The organism is Trinickia sp. NRRL B-1857, assembly GCF_050470685.1.
In the GTDB taxonomy this organism is placed as follows: domain Bacteria; phylum Pseudomonadota; class Gammaproteobacteria; order Burkholderiales; family Burkholderiaceae; genus Trinickia.
The window spans coordinates 422,581-448,177 of the sequence record NZ_JBFLUK010000001.1 but is presented as its reverse complement, the minus strand read 5'-3'; the positions used below and the strand labels follow the sequence as shown (position 1 = coordinate 448,177).

General features: G+C 63.2%; 21 protein-coding genes. 9 read left to right on the top strand and 12 right to left on the bottom strand.

The window, feature by feature from the left end:
* Positions 1–19: 19 nt before the first annotated feature.
* Positions 20–829: an ABC transporter permease gene (locus tag AB1286_RS02065; RefSeq protein ID WP_430361696.1), complete on the bottom strand. Its 810-nt coding sequence runs from the start codon at positions 827–829 to the stop codon at positions 20–22.
* Positions 826–1,521, bottom strand: coding sequence for an ABC transporter ATP-binding protein (locus tag AB1286_RS02060; RefSeq protein WP_430361695.1), 696 nt, complete (start codon positions 1,519–1,521; stop codon positions 826–828). The genes AB1286_RS02065 and AB1286_RS02060 overlap by 4 nt, the downstream gene beginning before the upstream one ends.
* A gap of 173 nt (positions 1,522–1,694) precedes the next feature.
* Here AB1286_RS02060 and AB1286_RS02055 point away from each other — a divergent pair, with 173 nt between their 5' ends.
* From AB1286_RS02055 to AB1286_RS02040, 4 genes are all read left to right on the top strand, one after another.
* Positions 1,695–3,950, top strand: coding sequence for an AsmA family protein (locus AB1286_RS02055; protein WP_430361694.1), 2,256 nt, complete (start codon positions 1,695–1,697; stop codon positions 3,948–3,950).
* A 123-nt stretch (positions 3,951–4,073) separates the two neighbouring features.
* The gene (locus AB1286_RS02050; RefSeq protein ID WP_430361693.1) at positions 4,074–5,666 is read left to right on the top strand and encodes an ABC-F family ATPase; all 1,593 of its coding nucleotides are present in this window, start codon (positions 4,074–4,076) and stop codon (positions 5,664–5,666) included.
* 162 nt (positions 5,667–5,828) lie between these two features.
* On the top strand, positions 5,829–7,265 hold the full coding sequence (locus tag AB1286_RS02045; protein ID WP_430361692.1) for an aldehyde dehydrogenase family protein: 1,437 nt from the start codon (positions 5,829–5,831) through the stop codon (positions 7,263–7,265).
* Between the two features lie 141 nt (positions 7,266–7,406).
* Positions 7,407–8,105 carry an OmpW/AlkL family protein gene (locus tag AB1286_RS02040; RefSeq protein ID WP_430361691.1) on the top strand — a complete coding sequence of 233 codons (699 nt, stop codon included), beginning with the start codon at positions 7,407–7,409 and terminating at the stop codon, positions 8,103–8,105.
* Between the two features lie 85 nt (positions 8,106–8,190).
* Here AB1286_RS02040 and AB1286_RS02035 read toward each other — a convergent pair whose 3' ends face one another.
* Positions 8,191–8,394: a DUF1289 domain-containing protein gene (locus tag AB1286_RS02035; RefSeq protein ID WP_430361690.1), complete on the bottom strand. Its 204-nt coding sequence runs from the start codon at positions 8,392–8,394 to the stop codon at positions 8,191–8,193.
* Positions 8,395–8,784: 390 nt separating this feature from the next.
* Here AB1286_RS02035 and AB1286_RS02030 point away from each other — a divergent pair, with 390 nt between their 5' ends.
* The 4 genes from AB1286_RS02030 to AB1286_RS02015 all read left to right on the top strand — a co-directional run bounded on the left by AB1286_RS02030 (position 8,785) and on the right by AB1286_RS02015 (position 12,882).
* Entirely contained in the window at positions 8,785–9,882 is a 1,098-nt protein-coding gene (locus AB1286_RS02030) for a polyamine ABC transporter substrate-binding protein (protein ID WP_430361689.1), read from the top strand.
* Positions 9,883–9,974: 92 nt separating this feature from the next.
* Positions 9,975–11,138: an ABC transporter ATP-binding protein gene (locus AB1286_RS02025; RefSeq protein WP_430361688.1), complete on the top strand. Its 1,164-nt coding sequence runs from the start codon at positions 9,975–9,977 to the stop codon at positions 11,136–11,138.
* On the top strand, positions 11,135–12,064 hold the full coding sequence (locus AB1286_RS02020; protein ID WP_430361687.1) for an ABC transporter permease subunit: 930 nt from the start codon (positions 11,135–11,137) through the stop codon (positions 12,062–12,064). The genes AB1286_RS02025 and AB1286_RS02020 overlap by 4 nt, the downstream gene beginning before the upstream one ends.
* Positions 12,064–12,882, top strand: coding sequence for an ABC transporter permease subunit (locus AB1286_RS02015; RefSeq protein WP_430364964.1), 819 nt, complete (start codon positions 12,064–12,066; stop codon positions 12,880–12,882). The genes AB1286_RS02020 and AB1286_RS02015 overlap by 1 nt, the downstream gene beginning before the upstream one ends.
* Positions 12,883–12,964: 82 nt before the next feature.
* On the opposite strand, the gene AB1286_RS02010 is transcribed toward AB1286_RS02015, so the two are convergent.
* The 3 genes from AB1286_RS02010 to AB1286_RS02000 are packed head-to-tail and all read right to left on the bottom strand — an operon-like array spanning position 12,965 to position 18,716.
* Positions 12,965–14,422: an efflux transporter outer membrane subunit gene (locus AB1286_RS02010; protein ID WP_430361686.1), complete on the bottom strand. Its 1,458-nt coding sequence runs from the start codon at positions 14,420–14,422 to the stop codon at positions 12,965–12,967.
* 2 nt (positions 14,423–14,424) lie between these two features.
* Positions 14,425–17,595: an efflux RND transporter permease subunit gene (locus AB1286_RS02005; RefSeq protein ID WP_430361685.1), complete on the bottom strand. Its 3,171-nt coding sequence runs from the start codon at positions 17,593–17,595 to the stop codon at positions 14,425–14,427.
* Positions 17,592–18,716, bottom strand: a complete 1,125-nt coding sequence (locus tag AB1286_RS02000; RefSeq protein WP_430364963.1) for an efflux RND transporter periplasmic adaptor subunit — start codon at positions 18,714–18,716, stop codon at positions 17,592–17,594. The genes AB1286_RS02005 and AB1286_RS02000 overlap by 4 nt, the downstream gene beginning before the upstream one ends.
* A gap of 246 nt (positions 18,717–18,962) precedes the next feature.
* Between AB1286_RS02000 and AB1286_RS01995 the strand changes: the two genes are divergently transcribed.
* Positions 18,963–19,586, top strand: coding sequence for a TetR/AcrR family transcriptional regulator (locus tag AB1286_RS01995; protein ID WP_430361684.1), 624 nt, complete (start codon positions 18,963–18,965; stop codon positions 19,584–19,586).
* 45 nt (positions 19,587–19,631) lie between these two features.
* Here the strand turns inward: AB1286_RS01995 and AB1286_RS01990 are convergent, their stop codons facing one another.
* The 6 genes from AB1286_RS01990 to AB1286_RS01965 form a co-directional block, all read right to left on the bottom strand.
* On the bottom strand, positions 19,632–19,832 hold the full coding sequence (locus AB1286_RS01990; protein WP_430364962.1) for a DUF2795 domain-containing protein: 201 nt from the start codon (positions 19,830–19,832) through the stop codon (positions 19,632–19,634).
* Between the two features lie 101 nt (positions 19,833–19,933).
* Positions 19,934–20,197 (bottom strand): hypothetical protein, encoded by a 264-nt coding sequence (locus tag AB1286_RS01985; RefSeq protein WP_430361683.1) that lies wholly within the window; start codon positions 20,195–20,197, stop codon positions 19,934–19,936.
* 125 nt (positions 20,198–20,322) lie between these two features.
* Positions 20,323–21,660, bottom strand: coding sequence for a C45 family autoproteolytic acyltransferase/hydolase (locus AB1286_RS01980; RefSeq protein WP_430361682.1), 1,338 nt, complete (start codon positions 21,658–21,660; stop codon positions 20,323–20,325).
* Between the two features lie 152 nt (positions 21,661–21,812).
* Complete coding sequence (locus AB1286_RS01975; protein WP_430361681.1) at positions 21,813–23,546, bottom strand: ClcB-like voltage-gated chloride channel protein; 1,734 nt, start codon at positions 23,544–23,546, stop codon at positions 21,813–21,815.
* A 123-nt stretch (positions 23,547–23,669) separates the two neighbouring features.
* Positions 23,670–24,404 carry a glutathione S-transferase gene (locus AB1286_RS01970; protein WP_430361680.1) on the bottom strand — a complete coding sequence of 245 codons (735 nt, stop codon included), beginning with the start codon at positions 24,402–24,404 and terminating at the stop codon, positions 23,670–23,672.
* 112 nt (positions 24,405–24,516) lie between these two features.
* Positions 24,517–25,593, bottom strand: a complete 1,077-nt coding sequence (locus tag AB1286_RS01965) for a YeiH family protein (RefSeq protein ID WP_430361679.1) — start codon at positions 25,591–25,593, stop codon at positions 24,517–24,519.
* Between the last annotated feature and the right edge of the window lie 4 nt (positions 25,594–25,597).

Genomic DNA, 25,597 nt, shown 5'->3' with positions numbered 1-25,597 from the left:
GCGTGACTGGGCACGCCGATCAGCGCCGCGCGCCGCGCTCAACGAGCCTTGCGGCAAGGAACGTATGGTCGGCGCTGAACAAGCGCCGATAGGTCAGCAACACGGCGCCGACCGTTCCGAGCGCCGATGCCGCCGCGATCAAAAACATGATGACGATCTGGTAGCGCACGGCTTGCAGCGGCGATTGGCCGGCGAGCACCTGCCCCGTCATCATCCCCGGCAAGCTAACGACGCCGACCACGGCCATTTGATTGAGCGTCGGAATCATCCCCGCGCGCACGGCCCCACGCGCTGCGTCGCGCGCAGCCTCCCAGCGCGTGGCCCCGAGCGCGAGCGCCATTTCCACGCGGTCACGCCGTGCCGTCAGGGTCTCCGTCATGCGTTCGATCGCGAGCGACACGCCGGTTAGCGTGTTACCCAAAATCATGCCGAGAATGGGAATCGCATATTGCGGTTCGTACCAAGGATGAATCCGCATGACCGCGAACAAGCCGACGGCCGCAATGAGCCAAGCACTGATCCAAATCGAGACGAGACTGTCCATGCGTTGCCCCGCATAGGTATGCGTCCCACGCGCGGCACCCGCGAAACCGGCGATGATCGTCATGAGCGCCATCAACGCCAGCACGACATACCAGCGATCGACGGAGAACACCCATCCGAGCACATAGCCGACGAGCAGCAACTGGACAACGGTGCGCACGGCGGCCAGTGCGAGTTGGCGCCCGAGGCCGAGCGTCAGCGCGACGGAGATCGCGCCGTTGACGACGATGAGCAGGGCCGCGATCGCGACGTCGACGAAGCTCAATGCATGCAAGACGGGGGTCATGGGCGGGCCTCCGTATGCGGGGCGAGCGCGCCGGCACGCATCGTCAACCGACGCTCCCCGACACGCTGGGCTTGCGCCGGGTCGTGCGATACCCAGATCGATGCGCGCACCGCGCGGCTCGCTTCGAACCAGTCGGCGACGAGCGCTTCGATGGCGCGCGCCGATTCCGGGTCGAGCGAGGCCGTGGGCTCGTCGAGTAGCAGAACTTCAGGCTCGAGCTGAAGCACGCGAATCAGCGCGACGACTTGTCCTTCGCCGCCGGATAGATCGCTCGCGCGTTTGGAAAGAAAGTCCTCGTGTTTGCCGGCCGCGCTAGCGAGCCGCGCGGCGCGGTCGCCGTCGAAGCACGTATCGCGATAAGCGTGTAGCGAGTACGGATAGCGCAGGTTATCTTCGACCGTTCCGTCGATGAGGGCGGGGCGCTGTTGGACATAGACGACGCTTCGCCGATAGCGCGGGATGGCGTGACGATCGATGCGTTGCCCATGCCAAGACACTTGGCCGCCATCGATCGGATCGAGCAATGCGAGCGCGCGCATAAACACGCTCTTACCGGAACCGGACGGTCCCGTCAGTGCCACGCGATCGCCTGGGCAAAGCGAGAAGTCGACTGGACCGAGCAGCGTTTTCTCGGTGCGCGCCGTATCGCGTCGGAGCAGGGCACGCGCTTGCAGAAGAATGGGTGCGGTCATCTGTTGCGGGGGGGAGATCGATGATGCGATGAATCGGAGGCTCGAACCCGCATCATAGGTCATAGGGCCCGATGCAAGGCACGGCAATTGCTGCGGAGTCGAGCAGGAAGGCCGCGCTCGCCGCCGTTACGGTGTCGCACCGCGCCGCTCAATAAACGATCGAGACTCTTTGCATGCCGTATCCTGCCACTGTCGCTCGTACCATCGGCAAGATCCTCGCCTGGATCGTGGTTGTGGTGCTCGTACTGTGCGCCGCACTTGCCATCTTCGTTCTGACCTTCGACTGGAATCGCGCTCGACCTTGGGTCGACGATAAGGTTTCGCAAGCGATCGGGCGGCCGTTCGCGATCAACGGCGACTTACGGGTCGGCTGGCAACACCCGGCAAACGAACATGGCTGGCGCGCATGGGTGCCTTGGCCGCGTTTTTCGGCTTATGACGTGACGGTCGGCAATCCGCCATGGACCGCTTCGATGACTTTCGCACGGCTCGATTCGATCAGTTTCGACGTGGAGGTGCTGCCGTTGCTTTCGCATGTCATTTCGATTCCCTCGATCGACCTCGTCAATCCGTCGATCGATCTCGAGCGGCTCAAAGACGGGCGTGCGAATTGGACGTTCAATCTTCCCAAGTCGACGACGCCGTCGCGCTGGACGCTGCGCCTGGCCGATCTAGGTTTTGCGAAAGGCCATATCGCGCTGTCGGACGAAATGGATCAGATCACGTTGCACGTGGATGTCGATACGCTCGGTAAGCCGCTGCCGATCGGCGACGTCATGAAGCAGCAGGAAACGGCCTCGCGCGGCTCGGCCGCTCACTTGATCGGCGAGCACGGCGCGCGCAAGCTCGCCGCGCAGGAGCAGACGGCATCGGGCGCGCGCGAAGCGTCGGCCGAGATCGCGGCGTCGAGTCCGCCGCCCGCTTCCTCGCCGGCCGCTTCGGCGGCTGCTGCGCCCACCGCCTCCGGGACGGCGGCAGGCTCGCGATCGTCGCTTCTCTACGCGCTCGCTTGGCAGGCGAAGGGGCGTTATCGCAAGACCGATGTCTCGGGCACCGGCAAGCTCGGCGGCGTGCTGGCGCTGCGCGATGCGACGCGTCCCTTCCCGATGCAGGCCGACGTCAAGATCGGCGACACGCGCCTCGCGCTCGTCGGCACGTTGACCGACCCCGTCCATTTGTCCGCGCTCGATCTGCGGCTCTGGCTGCAAGGCCAAGATCTTTCGCATCTCTATCCGATTCTGGGCGTGACGTTGCCGCAGACGCCGCCTTATGCGACCGATGGGCATCTCACCGGACACTTCGAAACGGGCGCCAGCAAATTCACGTACAGCGACTTCACGGGCCGTGTCGGCGGCAGCGATTTAGAAGGAACGCTGACGTATGCGTCGCGCAAGCCTAGACCGTTGCTGACGGGGCACGTCACCTCGAATGTGTTGCAGTTCTCCGATCTCGCACCGATCGTCGGGGCCGATTCGAATGCGAACAAGGCGCGCCGAGGGGAGAGCGTCAAACAGCCGAGCGCCCGCGCGTTGCCGGTGGAACCGTTTCATACCGAGCGATGGAAAGCGATCGATGCCGATGTCACGTTCAAGGGCCGGCGCATCGTCAAGGATCCCTCGCTGCCGATCACGGATCTGGACACGCACGTCGTCATGAAAGACGGCGTGCTGACGTTCGAGCCGTTGAACTTCGGCGTAGCGGGCGGAACGTTGTCTTCCAACTTTTACCTCGACGGCTCGAAGGTGCCCCTACAGGCGCGGATGAAGCTCTCAGCGCGTCACCTGAAGCTGAAACAATTGTTCCCGACGCAAAAGACCATGCAATCGGCGATGGGCGAGTTGAATGCGGACGCGAGCTTGTCGGCGACGGGCAACTCGCCGGCCGCATTGGGCGGTACGCTCGACGGGGAAGCGAAAGCGCTGGTCACGCAAGGCAAGCTGAGCCGGCTCATCATGGAGGCTGCGGGACTGAACGTGGCGAACGTGGTCTACGAGAAGCTGTTCGGCACGCGCGACGTCGATATCAACTGCATGGCCGCCGATTTCGCCGCAACCGACGGCGTGCTCGATACGCGCACGTTCGCGCTCGATACGTCGGATGCGCTCATCGGGATGGACGGAAAGATCAATCTGCAAGACGAGACGATGGATTTGACGATCCATCCTCATACGAAGGGTTTCCGCATCTTCACGCTGCGCTCGCCGCTCTACGTGAAGGGCACCTTCAAGCATCCCGACGTCGGCGTGAGCAAGACGTCGATCGCTCTGCGGGCGGGCGCGGCGGTGGGGCTGGGCTTGATCAATCCGTTCGCGGCGTTGATCCCGCTCATCGCGCCGAGCAATGTGAAAGGCGCGCCGTGCGACTTACTGCTCGCGCAAATGCGCGCGGCGCCCAAAGCGCCCCCGCCCGGCGCGCACCCCGCGCACTGAAGACGGCTCCTGGGCCGGCCACGGCATGGGGCCGGAATAGCCGGCGGCGGCAAGCGGGTGGGGTCGGCGAAAGCTTGGTAAAATACCGGGTTTTTCGCCGATCACCATTCGAAGGGACGCGCCGTGCTGTCTACCGCCAATATCACCATGCAATTCGGGCCGAAGCCCTTGTTCGAGAACATCTCGGTCAAGTTCGGCGAGGGCAACCGCTACGGTCTCATCGGCGCGAACGGCTGCGGCAAGTCGACGTTCATGAAGATCCTCGGCGGCGATCTCGAGCAGAGTTCGGGCACCGTCATGCTGGAACCGAACGTTCGCCTGGGCAAGCTGCGCCAGGACCAATTCGCCTACGAAGACATGCGCGTGCTCGACGTCGTCATGATGGGCCACACCGAGATGTGGGCCGCGATGACCGAGCGCGACGCCATTTACGCGAACGCCGAGGCGACCGACGACGACTACATGCATGCCGCCGAGTTGGAAGCGAAATTCGCCGAGTACGGCGGCTATACGGCAGAGGCTCGTGCGGGCGAGCTGCTGCTCGGTATCGGCATTGCGATCGAGGATCACAACGGCCCGATGAGCAACGTCGCTCCGGGCTGGAAGTTGCGCGTGCTGCTCGCGCAGGCGCTGTTTTCGAATCCCGACGTGCTGCTGCTGGACGAGCCGACCAACAACCTCGACATCAACTCGATTCGCTGGCTGGAGAACATCCTCAACGAGTACAACTCGACGATGATCATCATCTCCCACGACCGGCACTTCTTGAACCAGGTCTGCACGCACATGGCGGACATGGATTACGGCACGCTGAAGCTCTACCCGGGCAACTACGACGACTACATGCTCGCCTCGACGCAGGCGCGCGAGCGCCAGGCTGCGGCGAATGCGAAAGCGAAGGAGCGGATCTCCGATCTGCAAGACTTCGTGCGCCGCTTCTCGGCGAACAAGTCGAAGGCCCGTCAGGCGACGAGCCGCCTCAAGCAGATCGACAAGATCAAGATCGAGGAATTCAAGCCGTCCTCGCGCCAGAATCCGTTCATTCGCTTCGAGTACGAAAAGAAGCTGCACAACATCGCCGTGGTGGCCGAGCACATCACGAAGCGTTACGAGCGCACGATTTTCGAGAACTTCGATTTGAGCGTGCAACCGGGCGAGCGCATTGCGATCATCGGTGAGAACGGCGCGGGCAAGACGACGCTGCTGCGCGCGCTGCTCGGCAATTTGGCGCTCGACGGCGGCTCGATCAAATGGGCCGAGAACGCGAACGTCGGTTATATGCCGCAAGACACGTATGAAGAGTTTCCGAACGACGTGACGCTGACCGATTGGATCGACACCTACCGCAAGGAAGGCGACGACGACCAGATGGTGCGCGGCACGCTCGGACGTTTGCTGTTCAATGCCGACGACATCAAGAAGTCCGTCAAGGTCCTCTCGGGCGGCGAGAAGGGGCGCATGATCTGGGGCAAGCTGATGCTGGGCCGCCATAACGTGCTCTTGATGGACGAACCGACGAACCACATGGATATGGAGTCGATCGAGTCGCTTCAGATCGCGCTCGAGAAGTACGAAGGCACGCTCATCTTCGTCTCGCACGACCGTGAATTCGTGAGCGGTTTGGCCAATCGCATCATCGAAGTGCGCACGGACGGCACGCTGTACGACTTCGGCGGGAATTACGAGGACTTCCTGGCTAGCCAGGGCGTGCAGTAAATTGCTTGCTTGCGGCTGAGGGCGGGCCGTCCGCCTGAGCCGCATCGGGTTCGTATCGAATCCGTATCGAACGATCCAACCGGCGATTGGGCCGCGTCCGATCGTTTTTTGCCCGACGCTGAGTAAAATGTGCGAGTCGAAACCCACAAGGTGAACACTCGCATGAAAATCTACGATCGGCTTTATATCGGCGGCCAATGGCTGACGCCTTCGGGCACGGGCACCATCGACGTCATCGATTCGGGTACCGAAGCGGTGATGGGCCGTATCCCCGAAGGCTCGGTCGCCGACGCCGAAGCCGCTGTCGAAGCGGCGAAGCTCGCGTTCGACGCATGGGCAGCGACGCCCGCGGCGACACGCGCCGGTTACCTCGAAAAAATCGCGGCGAACCTCAAGGCGCGCACCGACGCGCTGGCCGCCTCGATCTGCGGCGAAGTGGGCATGCCGCTCAAGCTCTCGCGCGCCATTCAAGTCGGCAGTCCCGTCTATAACTGGAACCTCTACGCCAAGCTCGCGCGCGAATTCGAGTTCGAAGCGCGCGTCGGCAATTCTCTGGTCGTGCGCGAGCCCGTCGGCGTCGTGGCCGCGATCACGCCTTGGAACTATCCGCTCAATCAAATCACGCTGAAGGTTGCCGCCGCGCTGGCGGCGGGCTGCACGGTCGTGCTCAAGCCGTCGGAAGTCGCGCCGCTCAATGCGTTCATGCTAGCGGAAGCAATCGACGAAGCAGGCCTTCCGGCCGGCGTATTCAACCTCGTCAGCGGCTACGGTCCCGTCGTCGGCGAGATCGTTGCGAGCCATCCGTTCGTCGATATGGTCTCGTTCACGGGTTCGACGCGCGCGGGCAAACGCGTCGCCGAGCTTGCGGCCGCGAGCGTCAAACGCGTCGCACTCGAGCTGGGCGGCAAATCGGCTGCCGTGCTCCTCGACGATGCCGATTTTGCGACGGCCGTGAAAAGCACAGTCTCCGCTTGCTATCTCAATTCGGGACAAACGTGCTCGGCACATACGCGTCTCATCGTGCCCGAATCGCGTTATGAAGAGGTGCGAGCGCTGGCAAAGGCCGCGGCCGAAACGTTCGTCGTGGGCGATCCCCGCGATGAGACGACGCGTCTCGGGCCGCTCGCATCGGCTGCCCAACTGACGCGCGTACGCGAATTCATCGAACGCGGGATCGCCGAAGGCGCCGAACTCGTCACCGGCGGCGCGCATATGCCCGATGGGTTGACCCACGGCTATTTCGTCAGGCCGACCGTTTTCGGTCGAGTCCACCCGAAGGCGACGATCGCACAGGAAGAGATCTTCGGCCCCGTCTTGTCGATTTTGACCTACGAGGACGAGGACGAAGCGCTCCGCATCGCCAACGATTCGATCTACGGGCTGGGCGGAGCGGTCTGGGCGGGTTGCGACGAGCGAGCAATCAGCGTCGCGCGGCGCATCCGTACCGGCCAGGTTGACGTCAACGGCGGTGCTTGGAACATGCAAGCCCCGTTCGGCGGCTTCAAACAATCGGGCTACGGCCGCGAAAACGGCGTCTACGGGCTCGAGGAGTACCTCGAGTACAAATCGATCCAATTGAAGGTGCCCAAGCCCGCGTAGTTCGTCGGCCGGCCGGCAAACGATGTTGATGCGCGACCGGCTGTCGCACCGCGGCATGTCTTGGCCCATGGTTGATTGGGGTCAACCCCTTTCGTCGATAACCCACAAAGAATGTAGGGGTTTAGACGAGAGGGAATCGAAATGCAAATCCAACGCTGCACCACAATCAAGCACTTCACTATTGCGGCATGTCTCATCAGCGCTTCGCTGGCCGCTTCTTCCGCGTTCGCAGCCGACGACGCTGCGCCCGTTGCGGCGCCGGTTGCTTCAGCGCCCGACTACTCGGGCAACGGGGCACTGCACACCGGCGACTGGCTGGTCCGTCTGCGGGCCATCAGCATCGAGCCGACCGCCCGCACAAACGAGACGCTCTCGGCGCTCAACGTGGGCGTGAACAACGCGATCGTGCCCGAGCTCGACTTCACGTACATGATCCGCGACTACCTGGGCGTCGAGTTGATTCTCGCGACCTCGCGTCATCAACTGACCTCGAGTCTCGGCAATCTCGGCGGCGTGGGCGTGTTGCCGCCTACGTTGTTGCTGCAATATCACTTCAATCACCAAGGGCGCATCAGGCCCTATGTCGGCGCCGGCATCAATTACACGCTGTTCTACAACAACGGGCTGAACGCGGGCGGGCAGTCGATTGCGATCGACAACCATAGCTTCGGCCCGGCCTTGCAGGCGGGCGTCGACGTGCAGATCACGAAACGGCTCTATGTGAACGCCGACATCAAGAAGATCTGGATCAAGACCGGCGCATCGCTGAACGGCCAGTCGCTCGGCACGCTGCATATCGACCCGCTCGTGATCGGCCTCGGGGTCGGCATGAAGTTCTAAACGAGAGCGCGGCGCGGGCCGCGAGCGGTTCGCTGCTGTAGTCGAACGCCGGCTTAGCCCGGCGTTTTTCGCTTTCAACGGCGGGTCAAAGGTTGTCGTTCCTAAAACGCATTGCCGTGCCTTCGCGCTCGATACGCACCCAAACGGCGCGTTTTTCCGTATCGCTCATGAAGACCCAATTCGAGACTTCGGTCGCCGTGCGGCCGCAGCCTTTGCAGACTTCGTCGAAGAGCGTCGAGCAGACGCCGATGCAGGGGCTGTCGGGTAGGGCGTGAAGGTTTGAAGCCATGAAACCATTTCTCGTATGCGGGTCGAACCGTATGGTAGCCGACGCCGCGCCCGCCCTGCGAAACCCCATACCGCGCAAGGGGCCGGCGCCTGCGGGGCACCACGCGTCCGCCGCAGGCTATCCGAAAGGCTAATCGAGGTTTTTTTCAAGTGGACAAGGGCTCATAACCCGATAAAATTGCGCCCGATTCAGCGTACCGGACCATGTTATCCGGCAACGCGAGGGCTCATATGTGCCGTTTGCGCGACAGGTGATCCGAGCGGCTCGTATTTTTGTGCCGCGGGTGAATGTTTGATGGTAGCTTTCGGGTTTTTCAGAGGAGCCGCGGGCGGGTTGTCGCGGCACGGGCGGGGTTGAGGCCGGGCGAACCGGTCTGCATCGGAGAACGGGATGAAAAAACAGGTGATGGGCGGGCTCACCGCACTGGTTTTGTGCGCGGCGCCGTGGGTGGCGTCGGCCAAGGATACGCAGCTAAATGTCTATAACTGGTCTGACTACATCGCCAAGGACACCATTCCGAACTTCGAAAAACAGTCGAGTATCCACGTCCGCTACGACAATTACGATAGCGACGATACGCTGCAAGCGAAGCTGCTGACGGGCAATTCGGGCTACGACATCGTCGTGCCGACGAGCAATTACGCGGGCAAGCAAATCGCAGCCGGTATCTTTTCGCCGCTCGATAAGTCGAAGATCCCCAATCTCAAGTACCTCGATCCGCAATTGATGGCCCTCGTGGCCGGCGCGGACCCGGGCAACAAATACGTAGTGCCTTGGGCGTGGGGCACGACGGGCCTCGGCTACAACGTGACGAAGGCCCAGCAAATCCTCGGCAAGAACGTTGCGCTCGATAACTGGGACATCCTGTTCAAGCCCGAGAACATCTCCAAGTTGAAGGCTTGCGGCGTGTCGGTGCTCGACGCACCGGATCAATTCTTCGCGGCCGCACTGCACTACATCGGCAAGGATCCCATGAGCACGAACCCGGCCGATTACGAGGCCGCGCTCGCGATGATGAAAAAGATCCGTCCGTACATCACGCAGTTCAATTCGTCGGGCTACATCAACGACATGGTCGGCGGCGATATTTGTTTCGCGTACGGCTGGTCGGGCGACGTCGTGATCGCCAAGCACCGCACGCTCGAAGCCAAGAAGCCCTACAAGGTCGAGTACTACATCCCGAAGGGCGGCGCACCGGTTTGGTTCGACGTGATGGCGATGCCCAAGGACGCCTCGCACAAGGATGCGGCGCACCAGTGGATCAACTATATCGAGACGCCGCAAGTCAACGCTGCGATCACCGATGCGGTCTACTACCCGACGGCGAACGCGGAAGCGAAGAAGTACGTCAATCCGAGTATCGCGAACGACCCGGCCGTCTATCCGCCGGCCGACGTTGTCAAGACGCTGTTCCTCTTGAAGCCGCTGCCGCCTGAAATCCAACGTCTACAGACGCGGCTGTGGACCGAATTCAAGACGGGCCGATAATTTCGTCGCCGCAAGCGGCACGCAGTCATGAAGCCCCCGGAGCCAACGCCGGGGGCTTTGTACGTCCAACGAGTGGAGTCAAGCAGCACATCATGAGCGATCAGTCGAGCTCGCAGCCGGCCGCCGGCGCGCGCCCCGCAGGTTCAAATTCGGTCGGCAACGCATCGGCCGACAACTTCGTGCAGATCGTCGACGTCGTCAAGAAGTTCGGTGAAACGGTCGCGGTCAAGAATGTCAGCTTGTCGGTGGCGAAAGGGGAGCTGTTTGCGCTGCTCGGCAGCTCCGGCTGCGGCAAGTCCACGCTGCTGCGGATGCTGGCCGGCTTGGAGTCGGTCAGCTCGGGCAAGATTCTGATCGACGGCGAAGATCTCGCCTTGATGCCGCCGTATCGCCGTCCCGTCAATATGATGTTCCAGTCGTATGCGCTATTTCCGCATATGACGGTCGAGTCGAACGTCGCCTTCGGGCTCAAGCAGGAAGGCGTGCAAAAGGCCGAGCTGAAGGAGCGCGTGCATGCCGCCCTCGAACTCGTGCAAATGGGGCGTTTCGCCAAGCGCAAACCGCATCAGCTATCGGGCGGTCAGCAGCAGCGCGTCGCACTCGCAAGGTCGCTCGTGAAGCGGCCGAAACTGCTGTTGCTCGACGAGCCGATGTCGGCGCTCGACAAGCAGATCCGCCAGCGCACGCAGATCGAGCTCGTGAATATTTTGGATAGCGTCGGCGTGACCTGCATCATGGTCACGCACGATCAAGAAGAAGCGATGACGATGGCCGATCGCCTCGCCGTGATGAGCGAAGGGCAGATCGTCCAGCTCGGCACGCCGCACGAGGTGTACGAGTATCCGAATACGCGTTTCTCGGCCGAGTTCATCGGTTCGACGAACCTGTTCGACGGACACGTCGTGGAAGACGAGCCGGATCACGTTTTCGTCGAGACGACCGAGCTGCCTTGCCGCCTCTACGTCAATCACGGCATTACAGGGCCGCTCGGCATGCCCGTGACGATCTCGGTGCGCCCCGAGCGCATCGCGCTGACGCGCAAGCCGCCCGAAGGCGCTTACAACTGGGGGCACGGCACGGTCGCGAACATCGCCTACATGGGCGGCTACTCGCTTTATCACGTGCAGCTCGATTCCGGTAAGACGGTGGTCGCCAACGTCTCGAGCCTGGCACTGACGGAGATCGAGTCGCCTACCTGGGGCGACGAGATCTACGTGCGCTGGAGCGCATCGGCCGGGGTGGTGCTGACGGCATGAAAGCGCATTTGCTCTCGCTCGCAACCTGGCCGGCTCGGCGTATGCGGCTGACGGGCGGTACCGCCGTCGTCGCCGGTCCGTTCATCTGGTTGCTGATGTTCTTCTTCGTGCCGTTTTTGCTGGTCGTCAAGATCAGCTTCGCGGAGTTGCAACTCGGTATTCCGCCGTATACGGAACTCGTTGCCATCAAAGATGGCGTGGTTCAGATTTCGTTGAACATTGCGCATTACGCGTTTCTGTTCACCGATAGCCTGTACTTCGCCACCTACGTCAACTCGGTGCTCGTTGCGGGCGTCACGACGCTGCTGTGTTTGCTGCTCGGCTATCCGATGGCTTACTACATCGCGCGCTCGAATCCCAATTCGCGCAACATCTTGATGATGGCGGTGATGCTGCCGTTCTGGACCTCGTTCCTCATTCGCGTGTATGCGTGGATCGGCATTCTCAAGAACAATGGGCTGCTCAACAACTTCTTGCTGACGATCGGGCTCATTCATACGCCGATCGAGTTGTATCGGACCAATACGGCCGTCTATATCGGCATGGTGTACTCGTATTTGCCGTTTCTCGTCATGCCGCTTTACGCGCATCTCGTGAAGATGGATCTCACGCTGCTCGAAGCCGCTTACGATCTCGGTGCGAAGCCGTGGAAGGCGTTCGTCCAGATCACGTTGCCGCTCTCGAAAAACGGCATCATCGCCGGCTGCCTGCTCGTGTTCATCCCGGCGGTGGGCGAGTACGTGATTCCCGAACTGCTCGGCGGCGCGGATACGCTCATGATCGGCCGCGTCATGTGGAACGAGTTCTTCAACAACGCCGACTGGCCGATGGCGTCCGCGGTCACGTGCGCGATGGTCTTGCTGCTGCTGGTGCCGATGGCGATGTTCCAGCATTTTCAGGCTAAACAACTGGAAACGCGGCGATGATCAAACCGAACCGTACATTGCAAGTGACGGCGCTCGGCGTCGGGTTCGCGTTTCTCTACGTTCCGATCCTGAGCCTCGTCGTCTATTCGTTCAACGCGTCGCAGCTCGTCACCGTGTGGACGCACTTTTCCACGCGTTGGTACGCCGCGCTCGCGCAAGACGACGAACTCATCGCGGCGTTTTGGCTCTCGTTGCGCATCGCGTTGCTGACGGCCTTCGCATCGGTATTCATCGGCACCTGGGCCGGCTTCGTGCTCGCCAGGATGGGGCGTTTTCGCGGCTTTACGCTGTTTAGCGGCATGATCAATGCGCCGCTCGTGATCCCGGAAGTCATTCAGGGCATCTCGTTGCTGCTGTTGTTCATCGAGATGGGCAAGTGGCTCGGTTGGCCCGAGCGTCGAGGGTTTGCAACGATCTGGATCGGCCACGTCATGCTGTGCATGTCGTACGTGGCCATCATCGTTCAATCGCGTGTGCGCGAGCTCAATCCCTCGTTGGAGGAGGCCGCCCTCGATCTCGGCGCGACGCCGTTCAAGGTGTTCTTTTCGATTACCTTGCCGTTGATTTCCCAAGCATTGATGGCCGGCTGGCTGCTTTCGTTCACGCTGTCGATCGACGACCTCGTGCTGTCGGCGTTCTTGTCGGGCCCGGGTTCGACGACGCTGCCGCTCGTCGTTTTCTCGCGCGTACGGCTCGGTTTGAATCCCGAGATGAATGCGCTGGCGACGCTGTTTATCGGCGTCGTCACCGTCGGTGTCATCGGCATCAACTACTTCCTGCTCCGCGCCGAGAGGCGCAGGCTCGCTGAGGTCGTCTAAGCCTTCGTCGCCGTTAAGGCGATGCCGCCGAACCTGGTACCGGGACGGCGGCATCGACCATGCCGGCGTCCCGGTTTGCCGGTCACTCGGTCGCTTGCGGCGTACCCATCGCTTGATAGAGCAAGGCGGTATCGCCAAGACGCCGCCCGGACGCGCGAATCGCGGCCAATCGCTCGTTCCAGTATTGCTGCTCGCTAACACGCACGCTTAGATCCGATACCGCGCCGAGCTTGCCGCGCGAAGCCGTTTCCTCGAATGCCTGCTGGGCCGAAGCGGCGGAGACGTCGCTTGCCCGCGCCGCCTGAGCGTCGTATTCGAGCGCCGCAAGCGTATCGGCCACGTTTTGGAAGGCCGACAGCACCGCCGCCTTATATTGCTCGGTCGCCGCCTGGTAGAAATCGATCGCCGCACGCCGCTGCGCGAACAACGCCCCACCGTGAAAGAGCGGCTGCGTCAGCGAACCGCCGATACTCCATAGCGCACCGGCACCCGATAGCGCAGCCGGCCAGCTGAACCCGCCTTGTCCCATCGACGCCGTGAGCGACAAATTCGGGAACAATTGCGAGGTCGCCAAGCCGACGTCGGCCGCCGCGGCCTTGAGCGCCGCTTCGGCCGCCGCGATGTCGGGGCGCGTATGCAACAGCGACGACGGCACGACGACCGGGACGTGCTCGGGCAGCGTCAGACTCGCGAGGGTCGGAATGTCGGGCACGGCATCGGGCGTTCGGCCGATGAGCACCGCCAATGCATGACGGGCGGCTTGCCGCTGCTGCAAGAGCGGCGGCAGGCTCGCTTCGAGATCCGACGCGTTTTGTTCGGACGCCAACGCTTGCGCATGCGGCACGGCACCCAGTGCATAGCGGCGCGCATCCTCTTGCGCCGTTTGGCGCGCCAACACGACGAGCCGCCGGGTTGCCTCGACTTCGTCGTTCAAGGCGGCGGCATCAATCGCCGTCGTGACGATATTGGCGGCCAACGTGCGGCGCGCCGCGTCGAGTTCGAACGCTTGGACGTCGACGCGTGCGTGGAGTGCGGCATTCGCATAACGCACGGCGCCGAACAAATCGAACGTGTAATGCGCCTCTAGCTGACCGACGAAGACGTTGTACAACACGGTCTGCGGCCCCGCACCGGGAATGCTGAGCGCCCGATTGCGCGTGGCTTGTCCGCTCGCGTCGATCGTGGGCAGCACCGACGAGCCGATCTGCGCGCGCAGTTGCTCGCGCGCGCCCGCTAGGTTTTTCGCGGTGGCGGCAAGCGTGGGGCTGTTTTTCAGGCCTTCGTCGACGAGCGCGTCCAGTTGCGCCGAGCCATACAGATGCCACCAGTTCGGCACCGGCTGCGCCCCGACATCGAAATGCTGAGCGACGCCGCCGGCCGTAGCCGTTTGCTCGGGCAGCGCCGCTTGCCCGTAGTGGGCCGGCGAGGGCATGGCCGGCGGTTCGCCGTTCGGCCCGAGCGAGCACGCGGCCAGCGCCCAAGCCGCGGCCAGCGCGACGACGAGTGTGCGGCGTTCGTAAGCGATACGCGAGACGTTCATGATTAATTTCCCGTATGCGCGTCGGCGTTCGGCGGCGGATCGCGTTCGTCAAGCCGCACCCTGAACGACAGAGCGTAGAGCGCGGGTAAGTAAAAGAGCGTGAGCACCGTGGCGCTCGTGATGCCGCCCATCAAAGCGGTCGCCATCGGCCCGAAGAAGTTCGAGCGCAGCAGCGGAATCAATGCGAGGACGGCAGCGGCTGCGGTGAGGGTGATCGGCCGGAACCGGCGCACGGTCGCCCCGACGATCGCATCGAATCGTCGGTGACCGGCCGCGATGTCTTGCTCGATCTGATCGACGAGGATGACCGAGTTACGCATGATGATGCCGAACATCGCGATGACGCCGAGCATGGCGACGAAGCCGAACGGCTTACCGAACAGGAGCAGCGTGAGCACGACGCCGATCAAGCCGAGCGGCGCGGTCAACACGACCATCAAGACGCGCGCGAAGCTCTGCAATTGAATCATCAGCAGCGTGAGGACCGCGATCGCCATGAGGGGCATTTGCGCATTGATCGACGACTGGCCTTTCGCGCTTTCCTCGACCGAGCCGCCCACTTCGATTCGATACCCGAGCGGCAGCGATGCTCGCACCGGCGCCAGCGCGCGATCGAGATCGTGCGTGACGTCGATCCCTTGCGCGTTGCCGCGCACGTCGGCTTGCACCGTGATGGTCGGTTGGCGATCGCGTTCCCAGACCACGCCGTATTCGAGCGTGTTGCGCATATGCCCGAGCGAGCCGAGCGGCACGGGACCGTTCGGTGTGGGCATCGCCAGACCGAGCAACCGTGCGGGGTCGACGCGCTCACGCTTCGGCGCACGCAAATCGACGCTGATCAGCTTGTCGCGCTCGCGGTATTGCGTCACCGTGTAACCGGAGAGGGTCATCGCGAGGAAGTTCGATACGTCCTCCGAGGTCACGCCGAGTTGGCGCGCCTTGTTTTGATCGACTTCGAACGTCATGGAGCGCTCGGCCGGCTCGTCCCAGTCGAATTGCACGCCGCGCGTGCGCCGATCGGCGCGCATCGTCGCCGCGACTTTTTCCGAGATCGCACGCACGGTCCCGATATCGTCGCCGCTGACGCGGAACTGCACGGGATAGCCGACGGGCGGGCCGTTCTCTAACCGAGACAGCCGCGTGCGTACCGCCGAAAAGTCGTTCTCCAGACGCGTATCGAGCCATTGCGCGAGCTTTTCGCGCGCCTCCACGGATTTGGCGGTGACGACGAACTGCGCGAAGTTCGGCTGTTGCAACTGTTGGTCGAGCGGCAGGTAAAAGCGCGGCGCGCCGGTGCCGACGTAATCGACGAAGTGGTCGATTTCGGGACGGCCGTCGAGCGTCTTTTCAAGCCGCTTCGCTTGCTTGAGCGTCGCCTCGAACGAGGCGCCCTCGGGCAAGCGCAGATCGATCAGCAACTCGGGGCGATCTGAGCTCGGGAAGAATTGCTGCGGCACGAGCGAAAATGCGGCGAGCGCGGCAATGAAGAGGGCCACGGTGATGCCGAGGACGATGAAACGGCGTTCGACGCACCAGGTGATCCAACCGCCGAGCCGACGGTAAAAGCGCGTGTCGTAAATGTCGTGCTCATGGTCGTGCGGCTCATGGTGCTCGCGCTTGCGCTCGGGCAGCAGGTGATAGCCGAGCAGCGGAATCAGCACGACGGCCGCGATCCATGAAGCGATCAGTGCGATGGCCGATACCTCGAAGATCGATCGCGTGTACTCGCCGGTACTCGACTTGGCCAGCGCGATCGGCAGAAAGCCGGATACGGTGACGAGCGTCCCGGTCAGCATCGGGAACGCCGTACTCGTGTAGGCGAAGGCGGCGGCGCGCGTGCGCTTCCAGCCCTGCTCGAGCTTCACGGCCATCATTTCGACGGCGATGATCGCATCGTCGACGAGCAGGCCCAGCGCAAGCACGAGCGTACCCAGCGAGACCTTATGCAACCCGATATCGAAGAGGTACATCACGAGCGCGGTCACCGCGAGCACGATCGGAATCGAGATCACGACGACCATCCCGGTGCGTAGCCCGAGCGAAACGAGACTGACGATCAGCACGATCGCCACGGCCTCGCCGACGGCCTCGAGAAAGTCGTCGACGGAATGCGAGACGGCGAGCGGCATGCTCGACACCTGTTCGAGCGTCAGGCCGGCCGGGAGATGCGCGCGCAACTGCACGGCTGTCGCATCGAGTGCCTTGCCCAGGCGAATCACATCGCCGCCGGTCTGCATGGTCACGCCGATGCCGAGTACCGCGTGGCCGCGATTGCGCATCTCCGTGACGGGCGGGTCGTCATATCCGCGCTTGATCGTGGCGATGTCGCCGAGCCGTACGCTGCGATGGCCGATCGGGATCAACGTGTCGGCCAATGCGTGCAGGTCGCCGAATTGGCCGCTCGGCCGCACGAACACGCGATCGTCGGCGGTCGTGACGGTGCCCGGCGAGGCGACGGCATTTTGCGACGCGATCGCTTGGGCCAACTGCTGCGGCGAAATGTTCAGACGCGTGAGTTGCGCGTTCGTGATCTCGATGAACACGTGCTGATCGGGATCGCCGAAATAGTCCACCTTGGCGACGCCCGGTACGCGCAGCAAGACCGTGCGCAATTCATCGGCGTAGTCGTGCAGTTGCGCGGGGGAGAAGCCGTCGCCTTCGAGCGTGTAGACGTTGGTATAGACGTCGCCGAACTCGTCGTTGAAGAACGGACCGACGACGCCGGGCGGCAGGGTCTGCGCAATATCGCCGACCTTCTTGCGGACCTGATACCACGTCTCGGGCACGGCCTTGACGGGTGCCGAGTCCTTCATCGTGAAGAAGATCATCGATTCGCCGGGCCGCGAATAGCTGCGCTGAAAATCGATGTAGGGCGTCTCTTGCAGCTTGCGTTCGATGCGATCGGTGACTTGTTCCTGCACCTGCCGGGCCGTCGCACCGGGCCAAAGCGTACGAATCACCATCACGCGGAACGTGAACGGGGGATCTTCCGACTGGGCGAGGCGCGTGTATGCGAGGATGCCCGCGAGCGTCGCGAGGACGATGACGAAGACGACGAGCGCCTGATGCCGCAGCGCCCACGCCGATAGATTGAACCGACCTTCTTCGTGTGCGCTCGTGGGAGCGGGCGAGGCGGGCAACGCGGCCGTATCTTGGCGATCGGGGCCGCTCATGATGCGAAGTCCTCGGGATGCAACGGGGGAACGACGCGCACGTGTTCGCCGGCGCTCACGGTATGGACGCCTTGGTAGACCACGCGGTCGCCGTCTTGCAAGCCTTGCGTTACGGAAAACGTCCGCTCGTCGTAGCGTCCGACGGCCACGCGGCGCAACTCCAGCGTGTCGGTGCCGGCGCGCACGACCCAAACGGCGGGTCCGCTGCCGCTGTGAAACAGCGAGGTAACGGGGAGCGTGAACGGATGGCCGTTGCCTTGCGCCCTCGTGCCCGCAAACGCGATCTGCGCGGTCATGCCGAGCCGCACTTGGGCGTCGGGCGCAGCGAGCGTCAGTTTCACGCGATAGGTGCGGCTTTGCGGATCGGCAGCCGGCGCGATCTCGCGCACGTGCGCCGTGAACTGCTTGCCCGGCAACGCAGGCAGCGTCACCTCGGCGCTCGCGCCGGTGCGCAGCGCGCCAAGCGCGCTTTCGGGCGCGTCGCAGACGACGTCGACCTCGCCCGACCAGGCCAGCGCATAGACGGCTTGCCCGGCCGAGACGTTCTGGCCGGTATCGGCTTGCTCGGCGGTAATGACGCCCGCATGGTCCGCCACGAGCGCAGCGTACGCGAGCTGATTGCGCGCCAGCGACACTTGCGCCTGCGCCGCGTCGCGCTGGGCGGCCGCCGAGGCGTACGCATCCTGCGTTTGTTCGAGCTGAGCGGGCGCGATCAGTTTTTCGCTCGCCTGCGCGCTGTCGCGGTCGAGCTGCTGCTTCGCATAGACAAGGCGGTGTTGCGCACTATCGAGTTGCGCTTGCGCATTGGCGAGGTTCTTTTGCAGGTCGGCCGGATCGAGTCGGGCGAGCACTTGCCCCGCCTTGATCGTGTCCCCGAGCCGCACGTCGCGCTCGATGATCTTGCCGGCTACGCGAAACGACAGCGGGGTGTTGTAGCGCGCTTCGATATCGCCCGGCAAGCTTTCAGCCGGCGGGGCACCGTCGGGATGAACCGCGACGGCGACGACTGGGCGCGGCGGCGCCTCGGCCGGGGCGCGCTGGTGGCAGCCCGCGAGCGCGAGCGCGCAACAAACGGCTGCCGCAACTCCGTATCGCTTGAGCGCGGGACGGGAGACGAACAATTCCAAACTTTTGACCTGCACGCGCGCCTTACTCGGCACGTCTAGATCGGGATGAATCAAGATGACCCCACGCAAGAGAAGTGTGCGAACCAAGCAAGCGCGTGAGGCCCGCAAGGCAAGGGCCTCACAGCGCTCATAGCAATCGCTGGCGGACCCGGTTCAAAACTACAGGGGCGGATTCTAATACAGGTGTGTATTTGAATGCAAAGTCGAATTTAAATGAACGATGGTGCTAAACTTCACACCATGAAACGCAAACGCTTGACCCGTGAAGAGAGCAAGGAACAGACGCGCCTGCGGCTGCTCGATGCTGCGCAGACTATTTTTATGAAGAAAGGCTTCGTGGCCGCGAGCGTCGAAGACGTCGCGGAGGCGGCCGGCTATACGCGAGGAGCGTTCTATTCGAACTTCGGGAGCAAGTCGGAGGTCCTGATGGAGCTTCTGCGACGCGACCATGAGCGGATGCAGATGGATCTGCATTCGATCTTGCAAGACGGGGCGACGCGAGAGGAAATGGAAGCGCGCGCGCTCGCGTTCTATAGCCAGTTCTTTCGCGAAAACGACTGCTGCTTCGTCTTATGGGCCGAAGCGAAGCTGCTGGCTTCGCGCGACGCGAAGTTCCGCGCGCACTTCAACGAGTTCTCGCGCGAAGAGCACGCGTTTTTCACGGGATATGCCCGCATGTTCTCCGAGCACGTCGGCGTGCCGTTACAGATGCCGGCGGAGGTGCTGGCGATGGGACTGATTGCGCTGTGCGAGGGCGTCCAGGCGATTCGCATGTGCGACCCGCAATATGTCAGCGACGATCTCACCGAAGCGGTGCTGGCCGGATTTTTCGCGAAAGCCGTATTCGGTACCGGTACGCGCTGAGCGCGTAGACCGCTTGCGCCGCTAACGCCAGCCGTTTCGCCGTCCTTATAGTCCGAGCCCCGGCCCGTAGTTGCTGCCGATCAATTGCGTCACGTCGTCGACGCCCGCATAGTCTTGCTCGGGCAACCCGTCGAGGATCGCGAGCAATTCGTTGCTAGCGCCCGCATCGCGCGCCGCGTCCACGAGACGGTCTTTGTTGGCCGGATACCGAACCGCGCCCAAGACATCGGCAATCTGCAAGTCGATGGCCTCGGCTGGGACGGCCGAAAGGTCGGGCGCCGAGGCGCCGTCGGCGTTCGTCTTCGCTCCGGCAGCCGCCCCTTGCGGCCGTTGCTTGTCGGGGGCGCTCACGTGCGGGCCTGCCGTTCGTGGGCGGCGAAGCGGCTCGCCAGTTCGTGCTGCTTAGGTAGCGCGATGCGCCGCCAGTGGCCACGCGACGCGGCGGGGTCGGTCATGACGTCCGGAGCGGGGGGCGCGACCGGGGCCGCATTAGCGCGAGCCGCCGCCAATGTGGCGCGGGCCGTGGCGCTATCGAATCTGGCGGTATGGATCGGTGCCGCAAAGCACGAAGCAGAGAGTAGGGCCATAGTTGTCAGTGTCGAGACTTTCATCGCTCGACCTCCTTTCGATTGGGCATGCGTCGATGCGTACGGACCGGTCGATCGGGTCCGACGTCTCTTGCCTTTCCGACACACGTCGCAGCACGTCCTGTGCCTAGGCCACGCCCATCGCGGCCCTAACGCAGCACCTCAAAGCGCGTCCAAGGCCACGACGGCCGGTCGCGCATATAACCGTTCAGCCAATTCCACTGTGGATGGCGCCTCATGAACGCTTGGGCGTCGAAGGGCTTCCCGCAGGGATGCCCCCAACGCGCCCAAAACGCCAGATCGCGCGCCATTTCACTATCGACGACCTTGCCGTCGCTCGCACCCCATGGATTGAACGGGCCCTGATCGACGCCGCCGGTGTGCGCATCGTCCAATTCGGGATGCCCGCAAATCGTGCGCAAGCAGGGGTTGTCGTCGCGGTTTAGATAGACGTCGTAGTGGTCGGCAATCATCTGCTTGGCCAATTCTAGGTCGATCTTGCCGTGGTGCATCTCGGCCAGTTGCATGAATCGCAGCCGTCGCGCGCCGTTGCCGCGCGCATCGCCGTAGCTGTCGCCTTCGGCGACGCATTCCTGACCGCGGATCTTTTGATCGGTCGCGGCGTTGTAGCCGCTGTAGAACCCGTCTTTCGTGCTCTCGAACCCCGAATAGTGCAGGCCGAGTTCGTAACGCGCGATCTCGCCCGTCTTCGTATCGCCGAGCAGCCAACTGTTCGCGTAGCCGCCGTTGTTCGAGAGCGCGAACATTTCGCACCAGTCGCCGATGCTGTTCGCGTACTGGGTGGCGCGACGGGAACGATAGAACTCGGGGGCGCCCGCGCTGTTATAGCCCGCGAAGTCGGAAACCGTCGTCTCGGTGATCATGAGTCCGGCCGAGGTCAGCCAAAAGTCGGTGAGACTCGAAATGCAGCCCGGCAGGCCTTGCATGAGTATTCGATGGCCCGAATCGGGCACGATGTCGAACACCACGTTGAACGCGTCGCCGGCCGCGTAGCGGTCCCAGGAGTTGTGCGCCATGACGATGCGTCCGTCGCGCGTTGCGCTGCCGGTCGCGATGAACGCACTGCAATGATGCCCGCGCCGGGCGACCGAGGACTTCGCGCCCAACTCGGATTGGCGCTGCGCCACCTGGGCGGGCCACCAGCTTTGGAGCAAATCCATATAGCCGTTCCAGGCGAGCACCTCGTCGAAGTGCAGCTTCGCACCGTCGGCGATCCCCTGGATTTCGTCGGCGAACTCCGTATCGAGCTTCGAGGCGAATTGCGAGACGGCCGCCTTCGTGAAAGTCTCGAAATCCTCGCCGGTCTCCCAGTTGGCCAGATACTTCGCAGTGCGGATCGCGTTTCTGATTTCAGTGGCGAGCAACTGACCGTGCTGTTCGCCGCGATCGTACGGTTCGCCTTCGATGTGCACGAAAATCCAACCCGCGTGGTCACGACGCACGGCGTCGAGGGACGGTTCACTCATCTTCGCTCCTGATCGACTCGCGATCGAAAGGGCTGCGCTGCGCGCGCCGAAGGACGGCGCGCGGCGGGCTCGGCGGCCTGCTTTTCATTGTAGAAAATATGTGGCGCTTTGCCATCGTGGCAAGCGCCGGTTGCCGAGCCTCGATGAGGGCGTCAGATAGCGGGATTCATCCGACGGTAGGCATCCAGCAGCGTCGTCTTATAGACGGCGCCGAGCAGCGTCGGCGCTTCGGCGCATTCGACGACAGGCAGACGCTCGCCTTGGAATGCGAGGAAATGCTGCAACGCGGTGCCGATCGGCATGTCGGGCGTGAGGACCGCGAACCCCGGCTGCAAATAGTCGGCAGCCGTCCGCGAAGAGGTGTCGCGTTTTTCGAGCAGGTCGGAGGTGATGTCCTTCAAGGCGACGACACCGCGAAAATGTCGCGCCTCGTCGATGACGTACAGATACTTGACCGGATATTCGAGGAAGACGCGCGTCATCTCGTGAACCGACGCATCGAGGCGAACCACGGTGTCGGCGGGCTTGACGAGTTCGCGCACCTGGCTGGCGCGCAGGCGCGTACGTTCTTGTTCGTCCGCATGACGGCGCAGCGTGACTTCGTACATCGAGGTCTTGTTGATCGCGCGCGCGACGAAATACGCGACGACGCACGAGAGCATCAGCGGTAGGACGACCTGATAGCTCAGCGTCATCTCGAAAATCATGAGGATCGCCATCAAGGGAGCCTGCGTCGCGCCCGCGAGAAACGCACCCATGCCGACCATTGCATAGGCGAACGCGCCCGACGTGCCGTGCGGCCAAAAGCCATGCACGACGAGCCCGAACAGCGAGCCGAGCGTCGCGCCGACGAACAGCGTCGGCGTAAATACCCCGCCGACCGCGCCGGAGCCGACGGTCGCCGCCGTCGCGACGATCTTGCACGCCAGCACGACGACCAGCGCGCGCCAGGTCCAAGGCGAATGCAGGATCGAGTTGACGACGCTGTAGCCGTTGCCCCAAACCTCGGGGACCCAGACGGAAATAATGCCGACGACGACGCCGCCGAGCGCGAGGCGCACTGGCAGCGGCAACGGCAAACGGCGAAAGCGGGCGCGCGAGGTTTCGATCAGATGCAGGAACTGCGGCGCCACGGCGCCGCACAGCAGGCCGAGCGCGACGAAGAGCAGCACTTCCGGGCCCGTGATCGCCGGAAACTCCGGCATCTCGTACGGCGGCTTGTAGCCGGAAAACTCGCGCATGACGATATTGGCGACCACCGACGAAACCAGCATCGGCCCGAAGTTTTCCATCGCGATCGAACCGAACACGATTTCGGTCACGAAGAACGCGCCCGCAATCGGCGCGCTATAGGCCGAGGTGATCCCTGCCGCGGCGCCGCAGGCGACGAGCAGGCGCAGTCGAGCCGGATCGAAGTGGACCCAACGGCCGACGACGGAGCCGGCTAATGCGGCGAGTTGCACCATCGGGCCTTCGCGGCCGATCGACCCGCCGAAACCGATCGTAAACAGCGAGGAAACGCTGCGCCACAGGCTATGCCAAACCGGTACGACGCCATCGCCGATCGTGATGGCTTCCATGTAATCCGAGTTCGCTTGCGTATCGGCGCTACGGCGGGCGACGAGCAGGAAGAACCCCGCAATCAATCCGCCCGCGGCCGGTAGCCACCATCGAATCGAGGCGGGCAGCGCATGCGCCATCGCGACGAAGCTGCCGCTGCGGCCCGAGAGCACCCATTGGAACGCTTCGATCGCATGCCGGAATGCGACGGTCGCGAAGGCGCCGAGCAGGCCGACGACGACGGCCCAAACGAGCATCGTATGGGCCTCGGACAAACGAAAAAGCGATTGTGCGCGCGTGCGCAGTCGAAGCAGAAATGAAAGCACGGAGAAAGCGTCGGCTCGGGGTTCGATGAAATTAGCGCGAGCGCAAGGATAGCATCGGCGGGCGCTGGCGGACCGCCCCGTCTGCTCGTTGCCGCACGCGCGCGAACGATTGTTGGGCCGCGGTCAATGCGCGGCGCCGTCCAGCTCGGGGTAGTGCCGAAAGATGCCGGTTTCGTTGAACGGCAAACGGCGCCCCGACGCCAAGTAGGCGGCGATGTTCGGCCGCGCGGCGACCCCTTTGCGCAATGCCGCCAGACGCGGATAGTGCGACGCGAATCGAGCGCATGCGCGCGGGAAAGCGTAATGGAGCCCTTCGATCAACTGGAACATCGATAAGTCGACGTACGTCAGCGTGTCGCCCACGAGGTGCTGCGCCCCATGCGGGTTCTGAGCCAGCACGCGCTCGAAATAGTGCATGAATTTGGGCAAGCGATGCGCGAGGAAGTCGGCCGCGCGCGCTTTGGCGGGCACCTTTTGCTCCTCGTAATACTGACCGCTGGCGATCGGGTGATGGGTGTCGTGCACTTCGGTCACCATGTCGGCAATCGTCAGTTGCAGGCCGTGCACGACGTAGCGCAGATCCGTCTCGGGCGCGAGACCGATCTTCGGGCCTAGGTAGAGCAAGATGTTGGCCGTTTGCGAGACGATCAGATCGCCGTCTTTGAGAAACGGCGGCGCGAATGGCAGGAACGGCTCCGTCTTGCTGTTCAGTAGATCCATCATCGCGGAGTCGCCCTGGCCGTCGTCTTCGCTACCGCGGACGATATCGACGTAGGGCGCTCGCGCTTCTTCCAACGCCAGCCGGACGAATTCGCCGCGGCCTTGCAATCCGTTCCAATAATAGAGTTCGTATGGCATTGAGGCATCTCCGGAAAGCGGCGACGCGCCGCCCCTCTATCATCGCTCCCCGATGCGGGGCGCGACAACGCGAGCGAGCGGCGCGGCGTGTTGTGACGGTCGATCGGCCGAATCAGCCGAATACGTGCTGAACTCCCCAGGTGATGGCCAGACCGCCGACGATGAGCCAGGCATAGAGGATGAACCCGGTTGCCAGCGCGCGCGGACCGGCGCGCCGCACCTGCGACACATGCGTTTCGATGCCGAGCGCGGTCATCGCCATCGTCAGCGCGAACGTATCGAGCGCATTGACGGTTTGCGTGGCGACGGCGGGAAGCACGTGAAGCGAGTTGACGATCACGCAAGCGAGGAACCCGAGCGCGAACCAAGGCACGGCAATCTTGCGCGATCCATGGGCACGGCCGTGCGCATCGGCCGTCTCGCGGCGAGCCGAGCGGGCGAGCCAAACGCCAAGGAACAGCAATACCGGTACGAGCAGCATGACCCGCGTCATCTTTACGATCGTTGCGATATGCGTGGCCTCGGCGCTCACGTTGCTGGCTGCGCCCACGACCTGCGCGACCTCATGAATCGTGCCCCCGAAGAACAAGCCGACGCCGAGCGTATCGAGATGGAGCCAGCCGGCGCGATACATGAGCGGGTACAAGAACATCGACAAGGTGCCGAACAGCACGACGCTACCGACGGCAACGGCGCTCTTTTCGGGCTTGGATTGCAAGGTCGATTCGAATGCGAGCACGGCGGCCGCGCCACAGATCGCGCTGCCCGCCGCATTCAGGATCGCCGTGTCGCGATCGAGCTTCATGACCTTCATGCCGAGCCATGTGCCGAGCACGAGCGTACTCGCCACGATCAGGACGGACTCGGTCAGCCCCGGAAGCCCGACTTGGGCGATCTCTTGCAGGCTGACGCGCAACCCGAAAAAAGCCACGGCGATGCGCAGCAGTTTGCGCGCCGAGAAGTTGACGCCGGCGGCCCAATGCGCGGGCATACCGGCTCGCAGCGTATTGCCGTACAGGGCGCCGCAGACGATGCCGACGATCAGTGGGCTGATACCCAACCCCGTAATCGCGGGCAGGGCGGCCAAGCGCGTTACGGCCGCCGCGAAAAGGCCGACGAATAAGACGCCGTTGAGCTGACCGTGCGAGGTGATCTGTGACGGAGTGGAGAGGGTAGGCGAATGGGACATCTTG

Excerpts from the sequence above, each read along its gene's own strand:
- AB1286_RS02065 (WP_430361696.1), bottom strand. The coding sequence starts at position 829 with ATGACCCCCGTCTTGCATGCATTGAGCTTCGTCGACGTCGCGATCGCG.
- AB1286_RS02060 (WP_430361695.1), bottom strand. The coding sequence starts at position 1,521 with ATGACCGCACCCATTCTTCTGCAAGCGCGTGCCCTGCTCCGACGCGAT.
- AB1286_RS02055 (WP_430361694.1), top strand. The coding sequence starts at position 1,695 with ATGCCGTATCCTGCCACTGTCGCTCGTACCATCGGCAAGATCCTCGCC.
- AB1286_RS02045 (WP_430361692.1), top strand. The coding sequence starts at position 5,829 with ATGAAAATCTACGATCGGCTTTATATCGGCGGCCAATGGCTGACGCCT.
- AB1286_RS02040 (WP_430361691.1), top strand. The coding sequence starts at position 7,407 with ATGCAAATCCAACGCTGCACCACAATCAAGCACTTCACTATTGCGGCA.
- AB1286_RS02035 (WP_430361690.1), bottom strand. The coding sequence starts at position 8,394 with ATGGCTTCAAACCTTCACGCCCTACCCGACAGCCCCTGCATCGGCGTC.
- AB1286_RS02030 (WP_430361689.1), top strand. The coding sequence starts at position 8,785 with ATGAAAAAACAGGTGATGGGCGGGCTCACCGCACTGGTTTTGTGCGCG.
- AB1286_RS02025 (WP_430361688.1), top strand. The coding sequence starts at position 9,975 with ATGAGCGATCAGTCGAGCTCGCAGCCGGCCGCCGGCGCGCGCCCCGCA.
- AB1286_RS02020 (WP_430361687.1), top strand. The coding sequence starts at position 11,135 with ATGAAAGCGCATTTGCTCTCGCTCGCAACCTGGCCGGCTCGGCGTATG.
- AB1286_RS02010 (WP_430361686.1), bottom strand. The coding sequence starts at position 14,422 with ATGAACGTCTCGCGTATCGCTTACGAACGCCGCACACTCGTCGTCGCG.
- AB1286_RS02005 (WP_430361685.1), bottom strand. The coding sequence starts at position 17,595 with ATGAGCGGCCCCGATCGCCAAGATACGGCCGCGTTGCCCGCCTCGCCC.
- AB1286_RS01995 (WP_430361684.1), top strand. The coding sequence starts at position 18,963 with ATGAAACGCAAACGCTTGACCCGTGAAGAGAGCAAGGAACAGACGCGC.
- AB1286_RS01985 (WP_430361683.1), bottom strand. The coding sequence starts at position 20,197 with ATGAAAGTCTCGACACTGACAACTATGGCCCTACTCTCTGCTTCGTGC.
- AB1286_RS01980 (WP_430361682.1), bottom strand. The coding sequence starts at position 21,660 with ATGAGTGAACCGTCCCTCGACGCCGTGCGTCGTGACCACGCGGGTTGG.
- AB1286_RS01970 (WP_430361680.1), bottom strand. The coding sequence starts at position 24,404 with ATGCCATACGAACTCTATTATTGGAACGGATTGCAAGGCCGCGGCGAA.
- AB1286_RS01965 (WP_430361679.1), bottom strand. The coding sequence starts at position 25,593 with ATGTCCCATTCGCCTACCCTCTCCACTCCGTCACAGATCACCTCGCAC.